The sequence below is a fragment of the Bradyrhizobium barranii subsp. apii genome, assembly GCF_011516635.5.
GTDB classification, from domain to species: domain Bacteria; phylum Pseudomonadota; class Alphaproteobacteria; order Rhizobiales; family Xanthobacteraceae; genus Bradyrhizobium; species Bradyrhizobium barranii.
Genome location: NZ_CP096255.1, coordinates 8,812,542 through 8,828,807, shown reverse-complemented (window position 1 = coordinate 8,828,807; position 16,266 = coordinate 8,812,542). Strand labels below are relative to the sequence as shown.

The following is a 16,266-nucleotide window of genomic DNA, read 5'->3' as shown; positions in this document are numbered from 1 at the left end:
CCAAACCACTCCCTGCGGTTATGGGTCCCGGGCTCGCGACTACGTCGCGCCCCGGGACGACAGCGGTGTTTGACGCGGTAGCTTGGCGCCACGCTACCTGCGCCAACATCAACTCCCGTAGGGTGGGCAAAGGCGCGCAAGCGCCGTGCCCACCATCTTACTCCGCGTGGAGAAGTGGTGGGCACGCTTACGCCTTCGCTCTACGAGCTACGGCGGACAAGTCGCTTTGCCCACCCTGCGACACCCGCGGTCGCCGCCCCTTCACTCTGTCCCGATCGTCGTCAGATCCTGGAACCAGTGCTGCGCCTGCACGAACTGCTTGATCTTCGGCGACAGCGCGTGCGGGTTGGTGTCGTGGACGACCCAGACCAGCACGGCATCGTCGACGATCAGCGCGTGCGCCTGCGCGATCAGATCGTCCTGCTTGGCGGTGTCGAACGTCTGCTTGGCCTCGCTGATCAGAGCGTCGACGTTCGGGTTCTTGTAGCCGCCCCAGTTGACGCCGACCGGCGCGATCTGGTCGGAGGCGAAGAAGCGGACGATGGCGTAGAGCGGGTCCGAGGTGACATAGGCGATATTGTTGGCGGTGATGCCGGCGTTCATCTCGTCGGCCGCGCCCTTGCGCCAATGCGTATATAATGTCTCGAGCTCGACCACCTTGAAGTCGATGTCGATGCCGATCTCCTTGAAACTCTGCTGCAGGAATTCGTTCATCGGCAGCGACAGCATCTGGCCGGTGCCGCCCTGCGCGATGATGAAGGTGGCCTTCAGCGGCTTTGCCTTGGAGTAGCCTGCCTCTTCGACCAGTTTCTTGGCCGCGGCCAGATCATATTTCAGCTCGAAGCTCGGTTTGCCGAACCACGGGCTCGACGGGTCGACCTGGCCCTTGGCCGGTTTTGCGAGGCCATTCATCAGGCCGACGACTTCGTCACGATTGATCGCAAGGTTCAGCGCCTTGCGCAGGCGGATGTCGGTCCAGGGCGAGCCCGGCAGCACGCTGAGGTGATAGTTCCAGACATGTGGCGTGACATTGTCGACGATCTTCATGCCGGCGGCTTTCAGCTGCGGCACGGCGTCCGGCGCCGGCGTCTCGATCAGGTCCACTTGCCCTGCGAGCAGCGCATTGGTGCGCGTCAGCGCTTCCGGCATCGGCACCAGCACGATCTTGTCGGCCTTTGGAATGCGCTTCTTGTTCCAGTAGTCCGGATTCTTCGTGAGCTCCGCAAGCTCGCGCGGCACGAGCTTGGTCAATTTGAACGGACCGGTGCCGGAGGGCTGGCTCGCGAACTTGTCCCAATCCTTGCCGAGCTTCTCGTACTGCGCCGGGCTCGAGACCAGGAACCACAGCATCTGGTAGGGAAAGAAGGAATCGACCGTCTTGGTCGTGATCTCCACCGTGAAATCGTCGATCTTGGCGTAGCTAGCGACCGAAGGCAGACGGGTCTTCACCTGCGCGCTCTGCCGCTTGTCGAATTGCGGCGCCTTGTCGTTGAGCACCTTGTCCAGATTCCAGATCACCGCATCGGCGTTGAACTCGCTGCCGTCGTGAAACTTCACGCCCTTGCGCAAAGCAAACCGCCATTTGGTCTTGTCGGCATCATCCACCTTCCATTCGGTGGCGAGCCCGGGCACCAGCTTGCCGGGGCGGTCGGCGACGTCCATCTCCCAGGCGACCAGCGGATCGTAGATGGTGTACGCCGTGAACTGATAGGCGCCGGCGCCGCGATCGGGCTGGCCCGTCGTCAGCGGGATATCCGCCATCGAGATGCCGTAGCGCACCACCGTTTCGGCGCGTGCCATGATCGCGGATAACGCCAGCGCAAGCACGGCGAGGCAGGTCGATAGTCGGATACGCATGGCCCAAGGCTCCCAGGAGATTTCAGGGCCAAACCTGCAATCTTGATGCCAGAATAGGCAGGACGGTGCCTTTGCCGACACGTGATCACACAGACTTGTCGTCGCAGGGGCAATTTGCAGAAAAAGTTTCCCCATTGGCATAGCCATTGCATACGTTTGCATCAAAATTAGTCATTGAAAGCCGGAAGAGGACTGAGACGATGCTTATGAAGACAACCACCCGCGCGGCGCTGATTGCTGCGCTGGCTCTGACGACTGCGGCCGTGTGGCCGCGCGTGGCAAGCGCCGAAACCGTGCTGCGCATCGGCATGACCGCTGCCGATATTCCGCGCACATTGGGCCAGCCCGATCAGGGTTTTGAAGGCAACCGCTTCACCGGCCTCACCATGTACGACGCACTCACCGGCTGGGACCTGTCCTCGGCCGACAAGGCGAGCGTGGTAATCCCGGGCCTTGCCACCGAGTGGAAGGTCGACGATGCCGACAAGACCAAGTGGATCTTCAAGCTGCGCCCCGGCGTCACCTTCCATGACGGCTCGCCGTTCAACGCCGATGCCGTGGTGTGGAACGTCGAGAAGGTGCTGAAACAGGATGCGCCGCAGTTCGACGCCAGCCAGGTCGGCGTCACCGCGTCACGCATGCCGACGCTGGCCTCCGCGAAGAAGATCGACGACATGACGGTCGAGCTCACCACCAAGGAGCCCGACAGCTTCCTGCCGATCAACCTCACCAACCTGTTCATGGCGAGCCCGGCGAAGTGGCAGCATTTCTACGACAAGGCGGAAGGCGCCGACGCCAAGGCGAAGTCGCAGGCTGCGTGGACGGCGTTCGCCAAGGACGCCGCGGGCACCGGCCCGTGGAAGATGGCGAGCTTCACGCCGCGCGAGCGGCTCGAGCTGGTGAAGAATGCGGCCTATTGGGACAAGGCGCGCGTGCCCAAGGTCGACAAGATGGTGCTCTTGCCGATGCCGGAGGCAAACGCGCGCACCGCGGCGCTGCTCTCGGGGCAGGTCGATTGGGTCGAGGCGCCGGCGCCCGACGCGTTGCCCGAGCTGAAGCAGCGCGGCTTCAAGCTCTACGCCAACGAGCAGCCGCATGTCTGGCCGTGGCAGTTCTCGCGCGTCGAGGGCTCGCCCTGGAACGACATCCGCGTCCGCAAGGCCGCCAACCTCTGCGTCGATCGCGAAGGTCTCAAGGACGGCCTGCTCGCGGGCCTGATGGTACCGGCGACTGGCACCTTCGAGCCCGGTCATCCCTGGCGGGGCAAGCCGACCTTCGAGATCAAGTATGACAAGGCGGCTGCGCAAAAGTTGATGCAGGAGGCCGGCTTCGGTCCAGCCAAGAAGCTGACGGTGAAGATCCAGACCTCGGCCTCCGGCTCCGGCCAGATGCAGCCGCTGCCGATGAACGAGTATCTCCAGCAGGCGCTCGCCGAGTGCTATTTCGATGTGAAGCTTGACGTCATCGAGTGGAACACGCTGTTCACCAACTGGCGCCGCGGCGCCAAGGATCCCAGCGCCAACGGCTCGAACGCGACCAACGTCACCTATGCGGCGATGGACCCGTTCTTCGCGCTGGTGCGCTTCCTTCAATCGGGCATGGCGCCGCCGGTCTCGAACAATTGGGGCTTCATCCATGAGCCCAAGTTCGACGAGCTGGTGAGGAAGGCACGGCAGACCTTCGATCCCGCCGCACGCGACGCCGCGCTCGCCGAGCTGCACGCAGCCTCCGTCGACGACGCAGCCTTTCTCTACGTCGCCCACGACGTCGGCCCCCGCGCCATCAGCCCGAAGGTGACGGGCGTCGTGCAGCCGAAGAGCTGGTTCATCGACTTCTCGCTGGTGTCGATGCAATAGTTCGCGCCACACGCTCAGTGCACCCTCTCCCCTTGTGGGAGAGGGTGGCTTCGCGGCAGCGAAGCCGGGTGAGGGGTCTCTCTCCGCGAGCGACCCTCTCTCTCATTCGATAACGCTGTATCTGCGGATAGATACCCCTCATCCGGCGCGCTGATCGCGCGCCACCTTCTCCCACAAGGGGAGAAGGAAGAAAGAAGACCAGTGCTCGCCTATATCGCTCGCCGCATCGTCTATGTCATTCCGATCGTCATCAGCGTGGCGCTGGTGTGCTTTCTGCTCGTGCACATCACGCCGGGCGATCCGCTGGTTGCGGTGCTGCCGGCCGACGCCTCGCAGGAGCTCGCGGCGCAGCTCCGCGCCGCCTACGGCTTCGACCGTCCGCTGCCGGTGCAGTTCGGCCTGTGGCTGCTGCGCGCCCTTCACGGCGATCTCGGCAATTCCATCGCGACGGGGCGTCCCGTGCTCGCCGAGGTCATGCGCGCGGTCAGCAACACCGTCACGCTCGCGATTGCGGCCGCCATCATCGGCTTCACGTTGGGCATCCTGCTCGGCCTGATCGCCGGCTATTTCCGCGAGACCTGGATCGACAAGGTCGCGACCTCCTTCGCCATCGCCGGCGTCTCCGTGCCGCATTACTGGCTCGGCATGGTGCTCGTCATCATCTTCTCGGTGCAGCTGAACTGGCTGCCCGCGGTCGGCGCCGGGCCGAACGGCTCCAACTCCTGGGCCTGGGACTGGGCGCATCTGAAATACCTGGTGCTGCCGGCGATCACGACCTCGGTAATCCCGATGGGTATCGTCACCCGCACCGTGCGCGCGCTCACCGGCGACATCCTCTCGCAGGACTTTGTCGAGGCGTTGCGCGCAAAGGGCCTGCACGAAACCGGCGTGTTTCGCCACGTCATCAAGAATGCCGCGCCCACCGCGCTCGCGGTGATGGGGCTTCAACTCGGCTACATGCTCGGTGGCTCGATCCTGATCGAGACCGTGTTCTCCTGGCCGGGCTCGGGCTTCCTGCTCAACTCGGCGATCTTCCAGCGCGACCTGCCGCTGCTGCAGGGCACGATCCTGATCCTGGCGCTGTTCTTCGTCTTCCTCAATCTGCTGGTCGATATCGCGCAAGCCGCGATCGACCCGCGCATCAAGCGGGGCTAGCCGATGAGCGAGCTTCCGTTGTCCGCCACCGCCGATGCCGCGCTGCAGGCCGCGCCCGCCACCAAGGCGCGCGGCTATTGGGCGACCGTCGGCCGCCGCATCGCCCGCGACAAGGTCAGCATGGCCCGCGCGCTGGTGCTGCTGCTGATCTTCCTGTCCGCCGTGCTCGCGCCATGGCTCGGCCTTGAAGATCCCTACAAGGGTTCGATGATCCGCCGCCTGCGCCACATCGGCACAGCAGGCTACCCGCTCGGCACCGACGAGCTCGGCCGCGACATGCTGGCGCGGCTGATCTATGGCGGGCGGCTGTCGCTGGTCATCGGCATTTTGCCTGTCATCCTCGCGTTCTGCATCGGCACGTCGCTCGGTCTCGTCGCCGGCTATGTCGGCGGCAAGCTCAACACCGCGATCATGCGCACGATCGACGTGTTCTACGCCTTTCCCTCCGTGCTGCTCGCAATCGCGATCTCCGGCGCGCTCGGCGCCGGCATCCTCAACTCCATCGTGTCGCTGACCGTCGTGTTCGTGCCGCAGATCACCCGCGTCGCCGAGAGCGTCACCACCGGCGTGCGCAACATGGACTTTGTCGAAGCCGCGCGCGCGTCAGGCGCGGGGCCCTTCACCATCATGCGCGTGCATATCCTCGGCAACGTCTTGGGCGCGATCTTCGTCTATGCGACCAGTCTCATTTCGGTCTCGATGATCCTCGCCGCAGGTCTCTCCTTCCTTGGCCTCGGCACAAAGCCGCCGGAGCCGGAATGGGGCCTGATGCTGAACACGCTCCGCACCGCGATCTACGTCAATCCCTGGGTCGCGGCATTGCCGGGCGCGATGATCTTCGCGGTCTCGATCTGCTTCAACCTGCTCTCGGACGGCCTGCGCAGCGCCATGGACATCAGGAACTAGGCCATGAGGGAGAGCAACACATCCGTTGAAATGCTGGAACCGGTCGAGGACGTTGGCGGCGTCGCGCAGCCGCTGCTCCAGGTCAACGGTCTGACCAAGCATTTCCCCGTGCGCGGCGGATTGTTCGCCGCCAAGCGCACCGTGCGCGCGGTGGACAATGTCTCCTTCTCGGTCGCGAAGGGGGAGACGGTCGGCATCGTCGGCGAGTCCGGCTGCGGCAAGTCCACCACCGCGCGGCTGCTGATGCATCTGATGCCGCGCGATACCGGGGACATCATCTATGACGGCATGACCGTCGGCCAGGCGCTGTCGTTGCGCGATCTGCGCCGCGGCATGCAGATGGTGTTCCAGGATTCCTATGCCTCGCTCAATCCGCGCCTGACGATCGAGGAATCGATCGCGTTCGGCCCGAAAGTGCACGGCATGGCCGATGGAACGGCCCGTGCGCTCGCGCGCGAGCTGCTCGGCAAGGTCGGCTTGCGGCCGGAAAACTTCGCCAACCGCTATCCGCACGAGATCTCCGGCGGCCAGCGCCAGCGCGTCAACATTGCGCGTGCGCTGGCGCTGTCGCCGCGGCTGGTGATTTTGGACGAAGCCGTCTCGGCGCTCGACAAGTCCGTCGAGGCACAGGTGCTCAATTTGCTCGCCGACCTCAAACGCGAGTTCGGGCTGACCTATCTCTTCATCAGCCACGACCTCAACGTCGTGCGCTACATCTCGGACCGCGTGCTGGTGATGTATCTCGGCGAGGTCGTTGAGCTCGGCCCGGTCGATCAGGTCTGGGATAACCCTGCGCATCCCTATACGCGCGCACTGCTTGCCGCGATGCCGTCGTCGGACCCGGATCGTCGCACCGAAAAGCCGCCGATCACCGGCGATCCGCCCAATCCGATCGATCCGCCCCCGGGTTGCCGCTTCCACACCCGCTGCGCGTTTGCGGAGCCGCTCTGCGCAAATGCAGCACCAAAGCTCACCGCGCTCGATAGAATGGGCCACGAGGCCGCGTGCTACATGGCGATTCCGGGTTCAGGCCATAGCCGCGCGCCCGCAGAGGAAACAGCATGACAAGACCGACACCCAAAGAGATCAAGCCGATCGCGCAGATCGCCGGCGTCCCTGTTGATGACGAGATCGCGACGCGTATCTCCAATTCTATCGGACCGGCCTTCGAAGGCTTCGCGGCCATCGCCGGCACGCTGCCATTCGATCTTGAGCCCGCGCTCTATCCGATCGCGCAGACGCAGAAGGTGTCGAAATGAGCCGTGAGCCTGCATTGATGACGCTCACCGAGGTCGCGCGTGCGATTGCGATGAAGCAGGCGTCCTCGCATGAGGTAACGCGCGCGCTACTGCACCGCATCGCGCAGTGGCAGCCGCATCTCAACGCCTTCATGTCGGTTGAAGCCGAGCCCGCGTTGAAGGCTGCCGAGGCCGCGGATGCCGAGCTCGCCAAGGGCAATGTCCGCGGTCCGCTGCACGGCGTGCCGCTCGCGCACAAGGACATGTATTACGACGCGGGCCACGTCTCGACCTGCGGCTCGCTGATCCGCCGCGATTTCGTGCCGACCGTCACGTCCACGGCCTTGCAGCGGCTGAAGGATGCCGGCCAGGTCCGCCTCGGTACGCTGCATCTGGCCGAATTCGCCTATGGCCCGACCGGCCACAACGCCCATTACGGCCCGGTGCGCAATCCCTGGAACGTCGCGCACATCACCGGCGGCTCGTCCTCCGGCTCCGGCTCGTCGGTCGCGGCGCGCCTGACGTTCGCGGCGCTCGGCTCCGACACCGGTGGTTCGATCCGCATGCCCGCGCATTTCTGCGGCGTCACCGGGCTGAAGACCACCGTCAGCCGCGCCGGCGCGATGCCGCTGTCGCAATCGCTCGATACCGTCGGCCCACTCGCCCGCACCGCCGAGGATTGTGCGCTGCTGCTGGCGCTGATGGCCGGTCCCGATCCCGCGGATTCGACCTGCAGCCGCGAGCCGCTGTCCGACTATGTCGGCGCCACCAAGGGTTCGCTCAAGGGCCTGAAGATCGGCGTGCCCGCGTCCTTCTATGTCGACGATCTCGACGGCGAGGTCGCGCGCGTGCTGGACGAGACCATCGCGGTGCTCAAGCGCGAGGGCGCCGACATCGTCACGGTCGAGCTGCCCGACCAGCGGCAATTGTCTGCGGCAAGCCAGCTCGTGCTCGCGGCCGAAGCTGCCGCCTTCCACAAGCGCTGGATGATCGAGCGTCCGCAGGACTATGGCCCGCAGGTCCTGATGCGGCTTCAGAACGGTCTTGCCGTTCCCGCCATCACCTATCTCGAAGCGATGCGCTGGCGCGGCCCCGCACTCGCCGCCCACAATGCAGCCACCGCTGGTGTTGACGCGATCATCGCGCCGGCATCGCCCGTGCCGGCACCGACGATCGAGGAGAGCGATGTCGGCGGCGGCCCGAACGCGCCGGCCATGGTGCAGCGGCTGACGCTGTTCACCCGCCCGGTGAATTTTCTCGGCCTGCCGTCGCTCACCATTCCCTCCGGCTTTACCAAAAGCGGCCTGCCGGTCGGCATGCAGCTGATCGGCCGCTCCTTCGATGAAGCGACCTTGCTCACCATCGGCGCCGCCTTCCAGCGCGTCACCGACTACCACGACCGGGTACCCAAACTGCCGTCATGACAAAGCTCGTCGACATCTCAGGCCTCAACATCCGCTTCACCGGCGAGCGCACGGTCTTTGCCGTGAACGATCTCAGTCTCTCGCTCGGTGACGGCGAGGTGCTGGGCCTGCTCGGCGAGTCCGGTTCCGGCAAGAGCGTGACCCTGCGCGCGCTGATGCGGCTGCTGCCGAAGAAGCGCACGCAGATCACGGGCAAGGTCAACGTGATGGGCCGCGACGTGCTCGCCATGAACGACGAGGAGCTGTCGTCGTTCCGCGGCCAGACCGTGTCGATGATCTTCCAGGAGCCCGCGCTCGCGCTCGATCCGGTCTACACCATCGGCGCGCAGATCGCCGAAAGCGTCGTGCGCCACGAAGGCAAGAGCTATGCGGAAGGGCGGGCGAGGGCGCTCGAAATGCTCGAGGTCGTGCGCATTCCCTCCGCAAAGCGCAGGCTCGATGCCTATCCGCACGAGATGTCCGGCGGCATGCGCCAGCGCGCGATGATTGCCCTGGCGCTCGCCTGCCGTCCCAAGATCTTGCTCGCGGATGAGCCGACCACCGCGCTGGATGCCACCGTGCAGATCCAGATCCTGCTGCTGCTGCGCGAGCTTCAGCGCGAGTTCGGCATGTCCGTCATCTTCGTCACCCACGACATTGGTGTTGCGATCGAGATCTGCGACCGCGTCGCGGTGATGTATGCCGGCCAGATCGTGGAGCAGGGGACGCTCCGCGACATCGTCCGCACGCCGGTGCACCCCTACGCCAAGGGCTTGCTCGCCTCCACCATCCACGGCGCCAAGCGCGGCGCCCGGCTGGAGACCATCCCCGGCACCCCGCCCTCGCTGGCCGAAAAGCCGAACAACTGCTCCTTCGCCCCCCGCTGCACGGTCGCCCAGCCGCGATGCTTGGAGCAACCGCCTGCGAATGTGGAGGTCGGACCGGGCCGGGCGGCGAGGTGCGTGCTGGCGGAGCCGGTGGGAGCGACGTAGCTCGTTCTCCAGCCGTACTACATCCCCCGCGCGACACTGCGCTCCCTCCCCCCTTGCGGGGGAGGGCGGGGGAGAGGGGGCGCCACAAACTCAGACCTCGCCCGTGGCCACCCCTCTCCCAGGCCCTCCTCCGCAAGGGGGAGGGAATGAGAGAGCGGCGCGTCCCTCACTTCAAATCGCGCACTTCTTCAGAATCCCTCTACGACAACACCGACTTGTCACAGTTCACCTCGCACCGCCGGCCAACTGCACTCCTACTGTGCATGGGGTTGTTTTCGACATTTTTATCCGAACCGACCATTCAGACCCCATTCATCCCGGTTCCGGTTCCATGCCCCCGTTCATGGAGAGGGACTTCAACTTATGTACATTTCTGGCCAAGGCCTCATCGTCATCCTGTTCGTCGGCCTCGTCGCCGGCTGGCTCGCCGGCAAGGTGGTGCGCGGCAGCGGGTTCGGCATCATTGGCGACATCGTGATCGGCATCGCCGGCGCGTTTGTCGCAAGCTTCCTGTTTCCGAAGCTCGGGATCCATCTCGGCACCGGACTCGTGTCCGAGATCATCTATTCCGCCATCGGCGCCATCATCCTGCTCCTGGTGGTGCGGCTGGTGCGCGGCGGCGGCCGGCTCTAGCGTCACATTGGCTCGGTGAGCCAGAACTTTCGCCTCTCCCCCGCTGGGGAGAGGCCGCGATGTCTGCTATAAAAAGCCGCAAAGACTGTGAAATACCGGACTTGCGTGCGAGGCCGTCAGGGGTAGAGGTGGCCTATCAGGGACCTGGATTAATTCGACCGCGTTCGTCGCGGGGGAATACGATGTTAATCCAGGTCGCGTACCCCTGAACGACCTAGGAAATCAGGGGCGTTGCCCCTTACCCGAAAGAGATCAGACTGATGGCAGCCGTACCCGGCGTCCGCCGTTCAGAGCTCGGTGACGCCTTGCGTGCTTGTCGCACGGCGTTCGTCGGCGTCGGCTTGATGAGCTGCATGATCAACCTGCTCTATCTGACTGGGTCGATCTTCATGCTGGAGGTCTACGACCGGGTTCTGCCGAGCCGCAGCGTTCCGACTCTCGTCGGCCTGATCATCATCGCCAGCTTCCTCTATATGGCGCAGGGCATGCTCGACATGATCCGAAACCGGATCCTGGGGCGGATCGGCACGGCGCTCGATGAAGCCCTCAACAAGCGCGTGTTCGACACCGTCGTGCGCCTGCCGCTCCTGGTCGGCAGCCGCAACGAGGGCTTGCAGCCGCTGCGCGACCTCGACAATGTCCGCTCGTTCCTCGGCGGCATGGGCCCGAGCGCGTTCTTCGACCTGCCCTGGCTGCCGCTGTACCTGGCCATCTGCTTCGCCTTCCACGTCATGATCGGCCTCACCGCCTTGGCCGGCGCCATCATCCTGGTCGGGCTGACGCTGGTCACCGAATTCATGTCCCGCCAGCCGGCCAAGGAGGCGATGGGCCTCGCCGCCCAGCGCAACGATCTCGCCGCCTCCAGCCGGCGCAACGCCGAAGTCATGGTCTCGATGGGCATGACCGGCCGGATGAACCAGCGCTGGAGCGAGGCCAACGAAAAGTACCTCGACGGCAACCAGCGTGCGAGCGACGTCGCCGGCGGTCTCGGTGCGGTCGCAAAAGTGCTGCGCATGATGCTGCAATCGGCCGTGCTCGCGGTCGGCGCCTATCTCGTCATCCACCAGGAGGCGACCGCAGGCATCATCATCGCCGGCTCGATCCTCTCCGCCCGCGCCCTCGCGCCGGTCGATCTCGCCATCGCGCACTGGAAATCCTTTGTCGCGGCACGTCAGAGCTGGCAGCGCCTCACGCGCCTGCTGGAGCAGATGCCGCCGCAAACGATACCGACCCAGTTGCAGGCGCCCACCAGTCGTCTGTCGGTCGAGGGCATCGCCATGGTGCCGCCGGGCGATCAGCGCCTCATTGTGCAGGACGTCAGCTTCGCGCTCACCGCCGGCAATGGCCTCGGCGTGATCGGGCCGAGCGGCTCCGGCAAATCGTCGCTGATCCGCGCGCTGGTCGGCGTCTGGCATCCGGTCCGTGGCAAGGTGCGGCTCGACGGCGCGGCGCTCGATCAGTGGGCCTCCGACATGCTCGGCCGCCACATCGGCTATCTGCCGCAGGACGTCGAATTGTTCGGCGGCACCATCGCGCAGAACATCAGCCGTTTCGATCCCGAGGCCACCTCTGACGGCATCATTTCCGCGGCGAAGGAAGCCGGCGTGCACGAGATGATCATCAAGATGCGCGAGGGCTACAACACGCAGGTCGGCGAGCAGGGCACCGCGCTCTCCGCGGGCCAGGCGCAGCGCGTGGCACTGGCGCGTGCGCTCTACGGCAGCCCGTTCCTGATCGTGCTCGACGAGCCCAATTCCAATCTCGACACCGAAGGCGACGAGGCGCTGACCCGCGCGATCCGCAGCGCGCGCGAGCGCGGCGCCATCGTCATCGTGGTGGCGCATCGCCCGATCGGCGTCGAGGCGGTCGACCAGATCCTGGTGCTGCGCGACGGCCGCATGCAGGCGTTCGGGCCGAAGGAGCAGGTGCTTGCCCAGGTGCTTCAGCCGCGCGTGACGCCGCCGGCACCGATCAAGATCGTCAGCGAAGGCGGAGTGCCCAAGTCATGAGCACGATGGCTATCGGCGGCAGGAAGCCCGCCGCGAAGAGGACCGTGCGGGATTCCATCAGGTTTCATCTGATGCTCGGGCTGGCCATCGTGCTGGCCCTCGTCATCGGTCTCGGCGGCTGGGCCTCGACGGTGCAGATCTCGGGAGCCCTGATCGCGCCGGGCCAGGTCGTGGTCGAATCCAACGTCAAGAAGGTGCAGCATCCGACCGGCGGCGTGGTCGGCGAGCTGCGTGCCCGCGACGGCGACGTGGTCAAGGCCGGCGATATCGTGGTGCGGCTCGACGACACCGTCACCAAGGCGAACCTCGCCATCGTCACCAAGAATCTCGACGCCGCGCTGGCGCGCACGGCGCGGCTCCAGGCCGAGCAGCGCGGTGTCGACAAGATCGAGTTTCCGCAATCGCTCCTCGATCGCGGCAACGATCCCGACGTCAAGAACCTGCTCTCCGCCGAAACCAAGTTGTTCGACGTCCGCGTCAATGGCCGCGCCGGGCAGAAGGCGCAGCTCCGCGAGCGTGTCCAGCAGCTCAATGAGGAGATCGAAGGACTGTCCGCCCAGGAAAAGGCCAAGGACAGGGAGATCGTCCTGGTGCAGCAGGAGCTGGTCGGTGTCCGCGATCTCTACGAGAAGCACCTGGTGCAGATCTCTCGCCTGACCACGCTGGAACGCGACAGCGCCCGCCTCAACGGCGAGCGCGCGCAATACATCGCCTCGCGCGCGCAGGCCAAGGGCAAGATCACCGAGACCGAGCTCCAGATCATCCAGGTCGACAAGGACATGGTGAGCGAGGTCTCCAAGGATCTGCGCGAGACCAACGACAAGATCGGTGAAATGATCGAGCGCAAGGTCGCCGCCGAAGACCAGCTCCGCCGTGTCGACATCCGCGCGCCGCAGGACGGCATGGTGCTGCAATCGACCGTGCATACCGTCGGTGGCGTCGTCACCGCCGGCGACGCGCTGATGCTGATCGTGCCGCAGGCCGACGATCTCCAGGTCGAGGCCAAGGTCAATCCTGTCGATATCGACAAGCTCCAGATCGGTCAGAAGACGCTGCTGCGCCTGTCCGCGTTCAACCAGCGCACCACGCCCGAGCTCAATGGCGTCGTCAGCCGCGTTTCGCCCGACGTCACCACCGACCAGCGCACCGGCCAGAGCTACTACACCATCCGCGTGTCGATGTCCCCGGAAGAGGTCGCCAAGCTCGGCGACTCCAAGCTGATCCCCGGCATGCCGGCAGAAGCCTTCGTCCAGACCGGCGACCGTACCATGCTGTCCTATCTGATGAAGCCGCTGCACGACCAGCTGATGCGGGCCTTCCGCGAGAAGTGACGCGCAAAAGCGCGTCATCCCGGAGCGCGCCGCACACTCGCTGTCATCGCCCGGCTTGACCGGGCGATCCAGTATTCCACAGGCGGCTGTGATTGAACCGGGACGCCGCGGCGTACTGGATGCCCCGGTCAAGCCGGGGCATGACAGTGGAGCGTGTGGTCCGCAAACCGCCCTTCGCTGACGATTGCCATCGTTCTTTGCTATAGTTCGACTCAAGCCCAGCAACCCGGCGGTCGAACAATGCAATCCCCACCCTCCATCGCCACCAAATCCTTCACCGACGCCGTCCTCGCAGTCGCCCGCCTCGAGGAAATCTACGAGCGCAACACGAAATTCCTGCGCGACCGGTTCGAGGCCTATGTCAACGGCGAGGCGATCACGACGCGGGTGCGGGCCTATTATCCCTTCGTCCGCGTCACCACCGCGACGTATGCGCGGCTGGACTCGCGTCTCGCCTACGGCTTCGTCGCCGGCCCCGGCGTGCACGAGACCAGCGTGACGCGGCCGGATCTGTTCCGCGCCTATCTCACCGAGCAGATCGGATTGTTGATCCAGAACCACGGCGTTCCCGTCGAGATCGGCGAATCCGCCGAGCCGATCCCGATCCACTTTGCCTATCGCCGCGACATCAACATCGAAGCCGCCATCACCACCAGCGAGAATTCCCTTGTGACGCGATCGCTACGCGACGCGTTCGACGTGCCTGATCTCGCCACCATGGACGATTCGATCGCCGACGGCACCTTCGAGCTTCAGCCGGGCGCGCCCGAGCCGCTGTCCCTGTTCCGGGCTGCCCGTGTCGATTATTCGCTGCGGCGGCTCTATCACTACACCGGCACTGATCCGGAGCATTTCCAGAATTTCGTGATCTTCACCAACTACCAGTTCTATGTCGATGCCTTCGCACAGCTCTGCCAGCAGCGGCTGCAGTCCGGTGAAGCCGGCCTCGAGGCCTTCGTCGCGCCGGGCAATGTGATCACGGGCAGCGGCGGCGCAACCAGCGGGGTGGCGCCTGCCCGCGCGCCGCAGATGCCGGCTTTCCATCTGGTCGCGCCTGGCTATCGCGGCATCACCCTGATCAACATCGGCACCGGCCCGTCGAACGCGCGCAACGTCACCGACCACGTTGCTGTGCTGCGCCCGCATGCCTGGCTGATGCTCGGCCATTGCGCAGGCCTGCGCAACACGCAGCGGCTCGGCGACTACGTGCTTGCCCACGGCTATGTACGCGAGGACCACGTGCTCGACCGCGAGCTGCCGCTCTGGGTGCCGATCCCGGCACTGGCCGAGATGCAGGTCGCGCTCGAACAGGCGGTCGAGGACGTCACCGGCCTCGAAGGTTTCGAGCTGAAGCGCCTGATGCGCACGGGCACCGTCGCGAGTGTCGACAACCGCAACTGGGAGATCTCGGGGCCCGAGGTGATCCGCCGCATGTCGCAGTCGCGCGCGGTCGCGCTCGACATGGAATCGGCCGCGATCGCTGCCAACGGCTACCGCTTCCGCGTTCCCTACGGCACGCTGCTGTGCGTCTCCGACAAGCCGCTGCATGGCGAGATCAAGCTCGCGGGCATGGCCAGCGAATTCTACCGCCGCCGCGTCGGCCAGCATCTCGAGATCGGCCTGAAGGCGCTGGAGCGGCTCAAGCAGCAGGAATCGGAACGGCTGCATTCGCGAAAGCTGCGAAGCTTCGCCGAGGTCGCGTTCCAGTAAAGGACAACGTGACTGTCGTACGAACGCTGACGTCTCTGTGAGCACAGTGTCCCGGAATATCGCGGCCGACGCAGGGTTATCACGTCGTCCGGGGCCGCTTGAACAGGACAGGAGGCAGACATGATCACAGCGATGATCAGGCTCGTCACGCTCGGTACATTTGCGGCAGTACTGTTGAGCTCGCCGGCCTTTGCCGCCGGCGGCGGCGGTGGTGGCGGCGGGGGCGGCATCAGCTCCACCGATCCCTATGCCGGAGCCTATGCGGATCCGAGGCCGCAGCCGCAGCCAGTCTACCCGAAACGCTGGGGCACCAAGGCGACACACAAAGGCAGGAAGCCGAACAACCAGTCCAGTATCGGCGATCCCGCTTTCGCGGCCGGCTACCGCGTGGCTTATGACACCATCTACGAGCGCAACGACTATGCGACCGCGATCGCGGAATTAAAATCGCTCGGCCATGACGACCATCCGAACGTCGCCAACCTCATCGGCTATTCCTACCGCAAGCTCGGCGACTACGAGCAGTCGCAGGTCTGGTACGAGCGCGCGTTGAAGGCAGATCCGAACCACGTATTGACGTGGCAGTATTACGGGTTGTGGCAGCTCGAGCGGGGTAACCGCGAGCAGGCGCTCTATCATCTCAGCCGGATCGCTGCCATCTGCGGGACGGATTGTGAGGAGTATCGATCGCTGGCCGCGGCACTCGACAAGCCGACCGGCACGGCGCTCGCCTACTGACGTTGGAGCCGGGCCGACCGACGGAAGCTCGCTGTTGATGAACATCGCATGACAGCGATGCCTCCTGGCGCGGATGGTGACAAAGCGCCAGATTTTCAGCATTGTCCCGTTCGGGGGCGCGAACGGGACAATTGAATGCCGCTGTCGCGCGACAGGATCATCGGCCACGACCTCGAACGGTTGGCCTTTCGCTTCACGATGATGCGTGAGGATGAGGTCGTGCATTGCCAGATCAGCGATGCCGCGATGGACGAGCTCGCGGGCATGCAGGGCACCGAGAGCAGCGCGCGCCAGGCGCAGTTCCTATCCCTGCGTGAGACCATCGAGCGGCTCGCGTCGGATATCTACGACGAAGCGCCGCGGGTCCAGGGATATGTGGTGCGGATCTTCATGCGGCATCTGGCAAGATAGCAGGGCATCCGCGCAACTCGCCACGGC

General features: G+C 65.1%; 14 protein-coding genes. 13 read left to right on the top strand and 1 reads right to left on the bottom strand.

What is annotated here, in order from left to right; translation table 11 throughout:
* Positions 1-261: 261 nt before the first annotated feature.
* The gene (locus HAP41_RS42305) at positions 262-1,857 is read right to left on the bottom strand and encodes an ABC transporter substrate-binding protein (protein WP_166077553.1); all 1,596 of its coding nucleotides are present in this window, start codon (positions 1,855-1,857) and stop codon (positions 262-264) included.
* A 200-nt stretch (positions 1,858-2,057) separates the two neighbouring features.
* Here HAP41_RS42305 and HAP41_RS42300 point away from each other — a divergent pair, with 200 nt between their 5' ends.
* The 13 genes from HAP41_RS42300 to HAP41_RS42240 all read left to right on the top strand — a co-directional run bounded on the left by HAP41_RS42300 (position 2,058) and on the right by HAP41_RS42240 (position 16,239).
* On the top strand, positions 2,058-3,713 hold the full coding sequence (locus HAP41_RS42300) for an ABC transporter substrate-binding protein (protein WP_166077556.1): 1,656 nt from the start codon (positions 2,058-2,060) through the stop codon (positions 3,711-3,713).
* A gap of 201 nt (positions 3,714-3,914) precedes the next feature.
* Positions 3,915-4,868 carry an ABC transporter permease gene (locus HAP41_RS42295; protein WP_166077574.1) on the top strand — a complete coding sequence of 318 codons (954 nt, stop codon included), beginning with the start codon at positions 3,915-3,917 and terminating at the stop codon, positions 4,866-4,868.
* 3 nt (positions 4,869-4,871) lie between these two features.
* On the top strand, positions 4,872-5,774 hold the full coding sequence (locus HAP41_RS42290; RefSeq protein ID WP_166077609.1) for an ABC transporter permease: 903 nt from the start codon (positions 4,872-4,874) through the stop codon (positions 5,772-5,774).
* A gap of 3 nt (positions 5,775-5,777) precedes the next feature.
* Positions 5,778-6,839 carry an ABC transporter ATP-binding protein gene (locus HAP41_RS42285; protein WP_166077651.1) on the top strand — a complete coding sequence of 354 codons (1,062 nt, stop codon included), beginning with the start codon at positions 5,778-5,780 and terminating at the stop codon, positions 6,837-6,839.
* The gene (locus HAP41_RS42280) at positions 6,836-7,033 is read left to right on the top strand and encodes a hypothetical protein (RefSeq protein ID WP_018321359.1); all 198 of its coding nucleotides are present in this window, start codon (positions 6,836-6,838) and stop codon (positions 7,031-7,033) included. The genes HAP41_RS42285 and HAP41_RS42280 overlap by 4 nt, the downstream gene beginning before the upstream one ends.
* Positions 7,030-8,436 carry an amidase gene (locus HAP41_RS42275; protein WP_166077689.1) on the top strand — a complete coding sequence of 469 codons (1,407 nt, stop codon included), beginning with the start codon at positions 7,030-7,032 and terminating at the stop codon, positions 8,434-8,436. Before HAP41_RS42280 ends, HAP41_RS42275 begins: the two co-directional genes overlap by 4 nt.
* The gene (locus HAP41_RS42270; protein WP_166077694.1) at positions 8,433-9,407 is read left to right on the top strand and encodes an ABC transporter ATP-binding protein; all 975 of its coding nucleotides are present in this window, start codon (positions 8,433-8,435) and stop codon (positions 9,405-9,407) included. Before HAP41_RS42275 ends, HAP41_RS42270 begins: the two co-directional genes overlap by 4 nt.
* A 363-nt stretch (positions 9,408-9,770) precedes the next feature.
* Positions 9,771-10,040: a GlsB/YeaQ/YmgE family stress response membrane protein gene (locus tag HAP41_RS42265; RefSeq protein WP_063980822.1), complete on the top strand. Its 270-nt coding sequence runs from the start codon at positions 9,771-9,773 to the stop codon at positions 10,038-10,040.
* A 260-nt stretch (positions 10,041-10,300) separates the two neighbouring features.
* On the top strand, positions 10,301-12,049 hold the full coding sequence (locus HAP41_RS42260) for a type I secretion system permease/ATPase (RefSeq protein ID WP_166077714.1): 1,749 nt from the start codon (positions 10,301-10,303) through the stop codon (positions 12,047-12,049).
* Positions 12,046-13,380, top strand: coding sequence for an HlyD family type I secretion periplasmic adaptor subunit (locus HAP41_RS42255; RefSeq protein ID WP_166077723.1), 1,335 nt, complete (start codon positions 12,046-12,048; stop codon positions 13,378-13,380). The genes HAP41_RS42260 and HAP41_RS42255 overlap by 4 nt, the downstream gene beginning before the upstream one ends.
* A 240-nt stretch (positions 13,381-13,620) precedes the next feature.
* Positions 13,621-15,090, top strand: coding sequence for an AMP nucleosidase (locus tag HAP41_RS42250; RefSeq protein WP_166077742.1), 1,470 nt, complete (start codon positions 13,621-13,623; stop codon positions 15,088-15,090).
* A 120-nt stretch (positions 15,091-15,210) separates the two neighbouring features.
* Positions 15,211-15,828, top strand: coding sequence for a tetratricopeptide repeat protein (locus HAP41_RS42245; RefSeq protein ID WP_166077750.1), 618 nt, complete (start codon positions 15,211-15,213; stop codon positions 15,826-15,828).
* Between the two features lie 135 nt (positions 15,829-15,963).
* Positions 15,964-16,239 (top strand): DUF1488 family protein, encoded by a 276-nt coding sequence (locus HAP41_RS42240; RefSeq protein WP_063980827.1) that lies wholly within the window; start codon positions 15,964-15,966, stop codon positions 16,237-16,239.
* Positions 16,240-16,266: the final 27 nt, after the last annotated feature.

Excerpts from the sequence above, each read along its gene's own strand:
- HAP41_RS42245 (WP_166077750.1), top strand. The coding sequence starts at position 15,211 with ATGATCACAGCGATGATCAGGCTCGTCACGCTCGGTACATTTGCGGCA.
- HAP41_RS42265 (WP_063980822.1), top strand. The coding sequence starts at position 9,771 with ATGTACATTTCTGGCCAAGGCCTCATCGTCATCCTGTTCGTCGGCCTC.
- HAP41_RS42285 (WP_166077651.1), top strand. The coding sequence starts at position 5,778 with ATGAGGGAGAGCAACACATCCGTTGAAATGCTGGAACCGGTCGAGGAC.
- HAP41_RS42270 (WP_166077694.1), top strand. The coding sequence starts at position 8,433 with ATGACAAAGCTCGTCGACATCTCAGGCCTCAACATCCGCTTCACCGGC.
- HAP41_RS42275 (WP_166077689.1), top strand. The coding sequence starts at position 7,030 with ATGAGCCGTGAGCCTGCATTGATGACGCTCACCGAGGTCGCGCGTGCG.
- HAP41_RS42280 (WP_018321359.1), top strand. The coding sequence starts at position 6,836 with ATGACAAGACCGACACCCAAAGAGATCAAGCCGATCGCGCAGATCGCC.
- HAP41_RS42260 (WP_166077714.1), top strand. The coding sequence starts at position 10,301 with ATGGCAGCCGTACCCGGCGTCCGCCGTTCAGAGCTCGGTGACGCCTTG.
- HAP41_RS42255 (WP_166077723.1), top strand. The coding sequence starts at position 12,046 with ATGAGCACGATGGCTATCGGCGGCAGGAAGCCCGCCGCGAAGAGGACC.
- HAP41_RS42240 (WP_063980827.1), top strand. The coding sequence starts at position 15,964 with ATGCCGCTGTCGCGCGACAGGATCATCGGCCACGACCTCGAACGGTTG.
- HAP41_RS42300 (WP_166077556.1), top strand. The coding sequence starts at position 2,058 with ATGCTTATGAAGACAACCACCCGCGCGGCGCTGATTGCTGCGCTGGCT.
- HAP41_RS42305 (WP_166077553.1), bottom strand. The coding sequence starts at position 1,857 with ATGCGTATCCGACTATCGACCTGCCTCGCCGTGCTTGCGCTGGCGTTA.
- HAP41_RS42290 (WP_166077609.1), top strand. The coding sequence starts at position 4,872 with ATGAGCGAGCTTCCGTTGTCCGCCACCGCCGATGCCGCGCTGCAGGCC.
- HAP41_RS42250 (WP_166077742.1), top strand. The coding sequence starts at position 13,621 with ATGCAATCCCCACCCTCCATCGCCACCAAATCCTTCACCGACGCCGTC.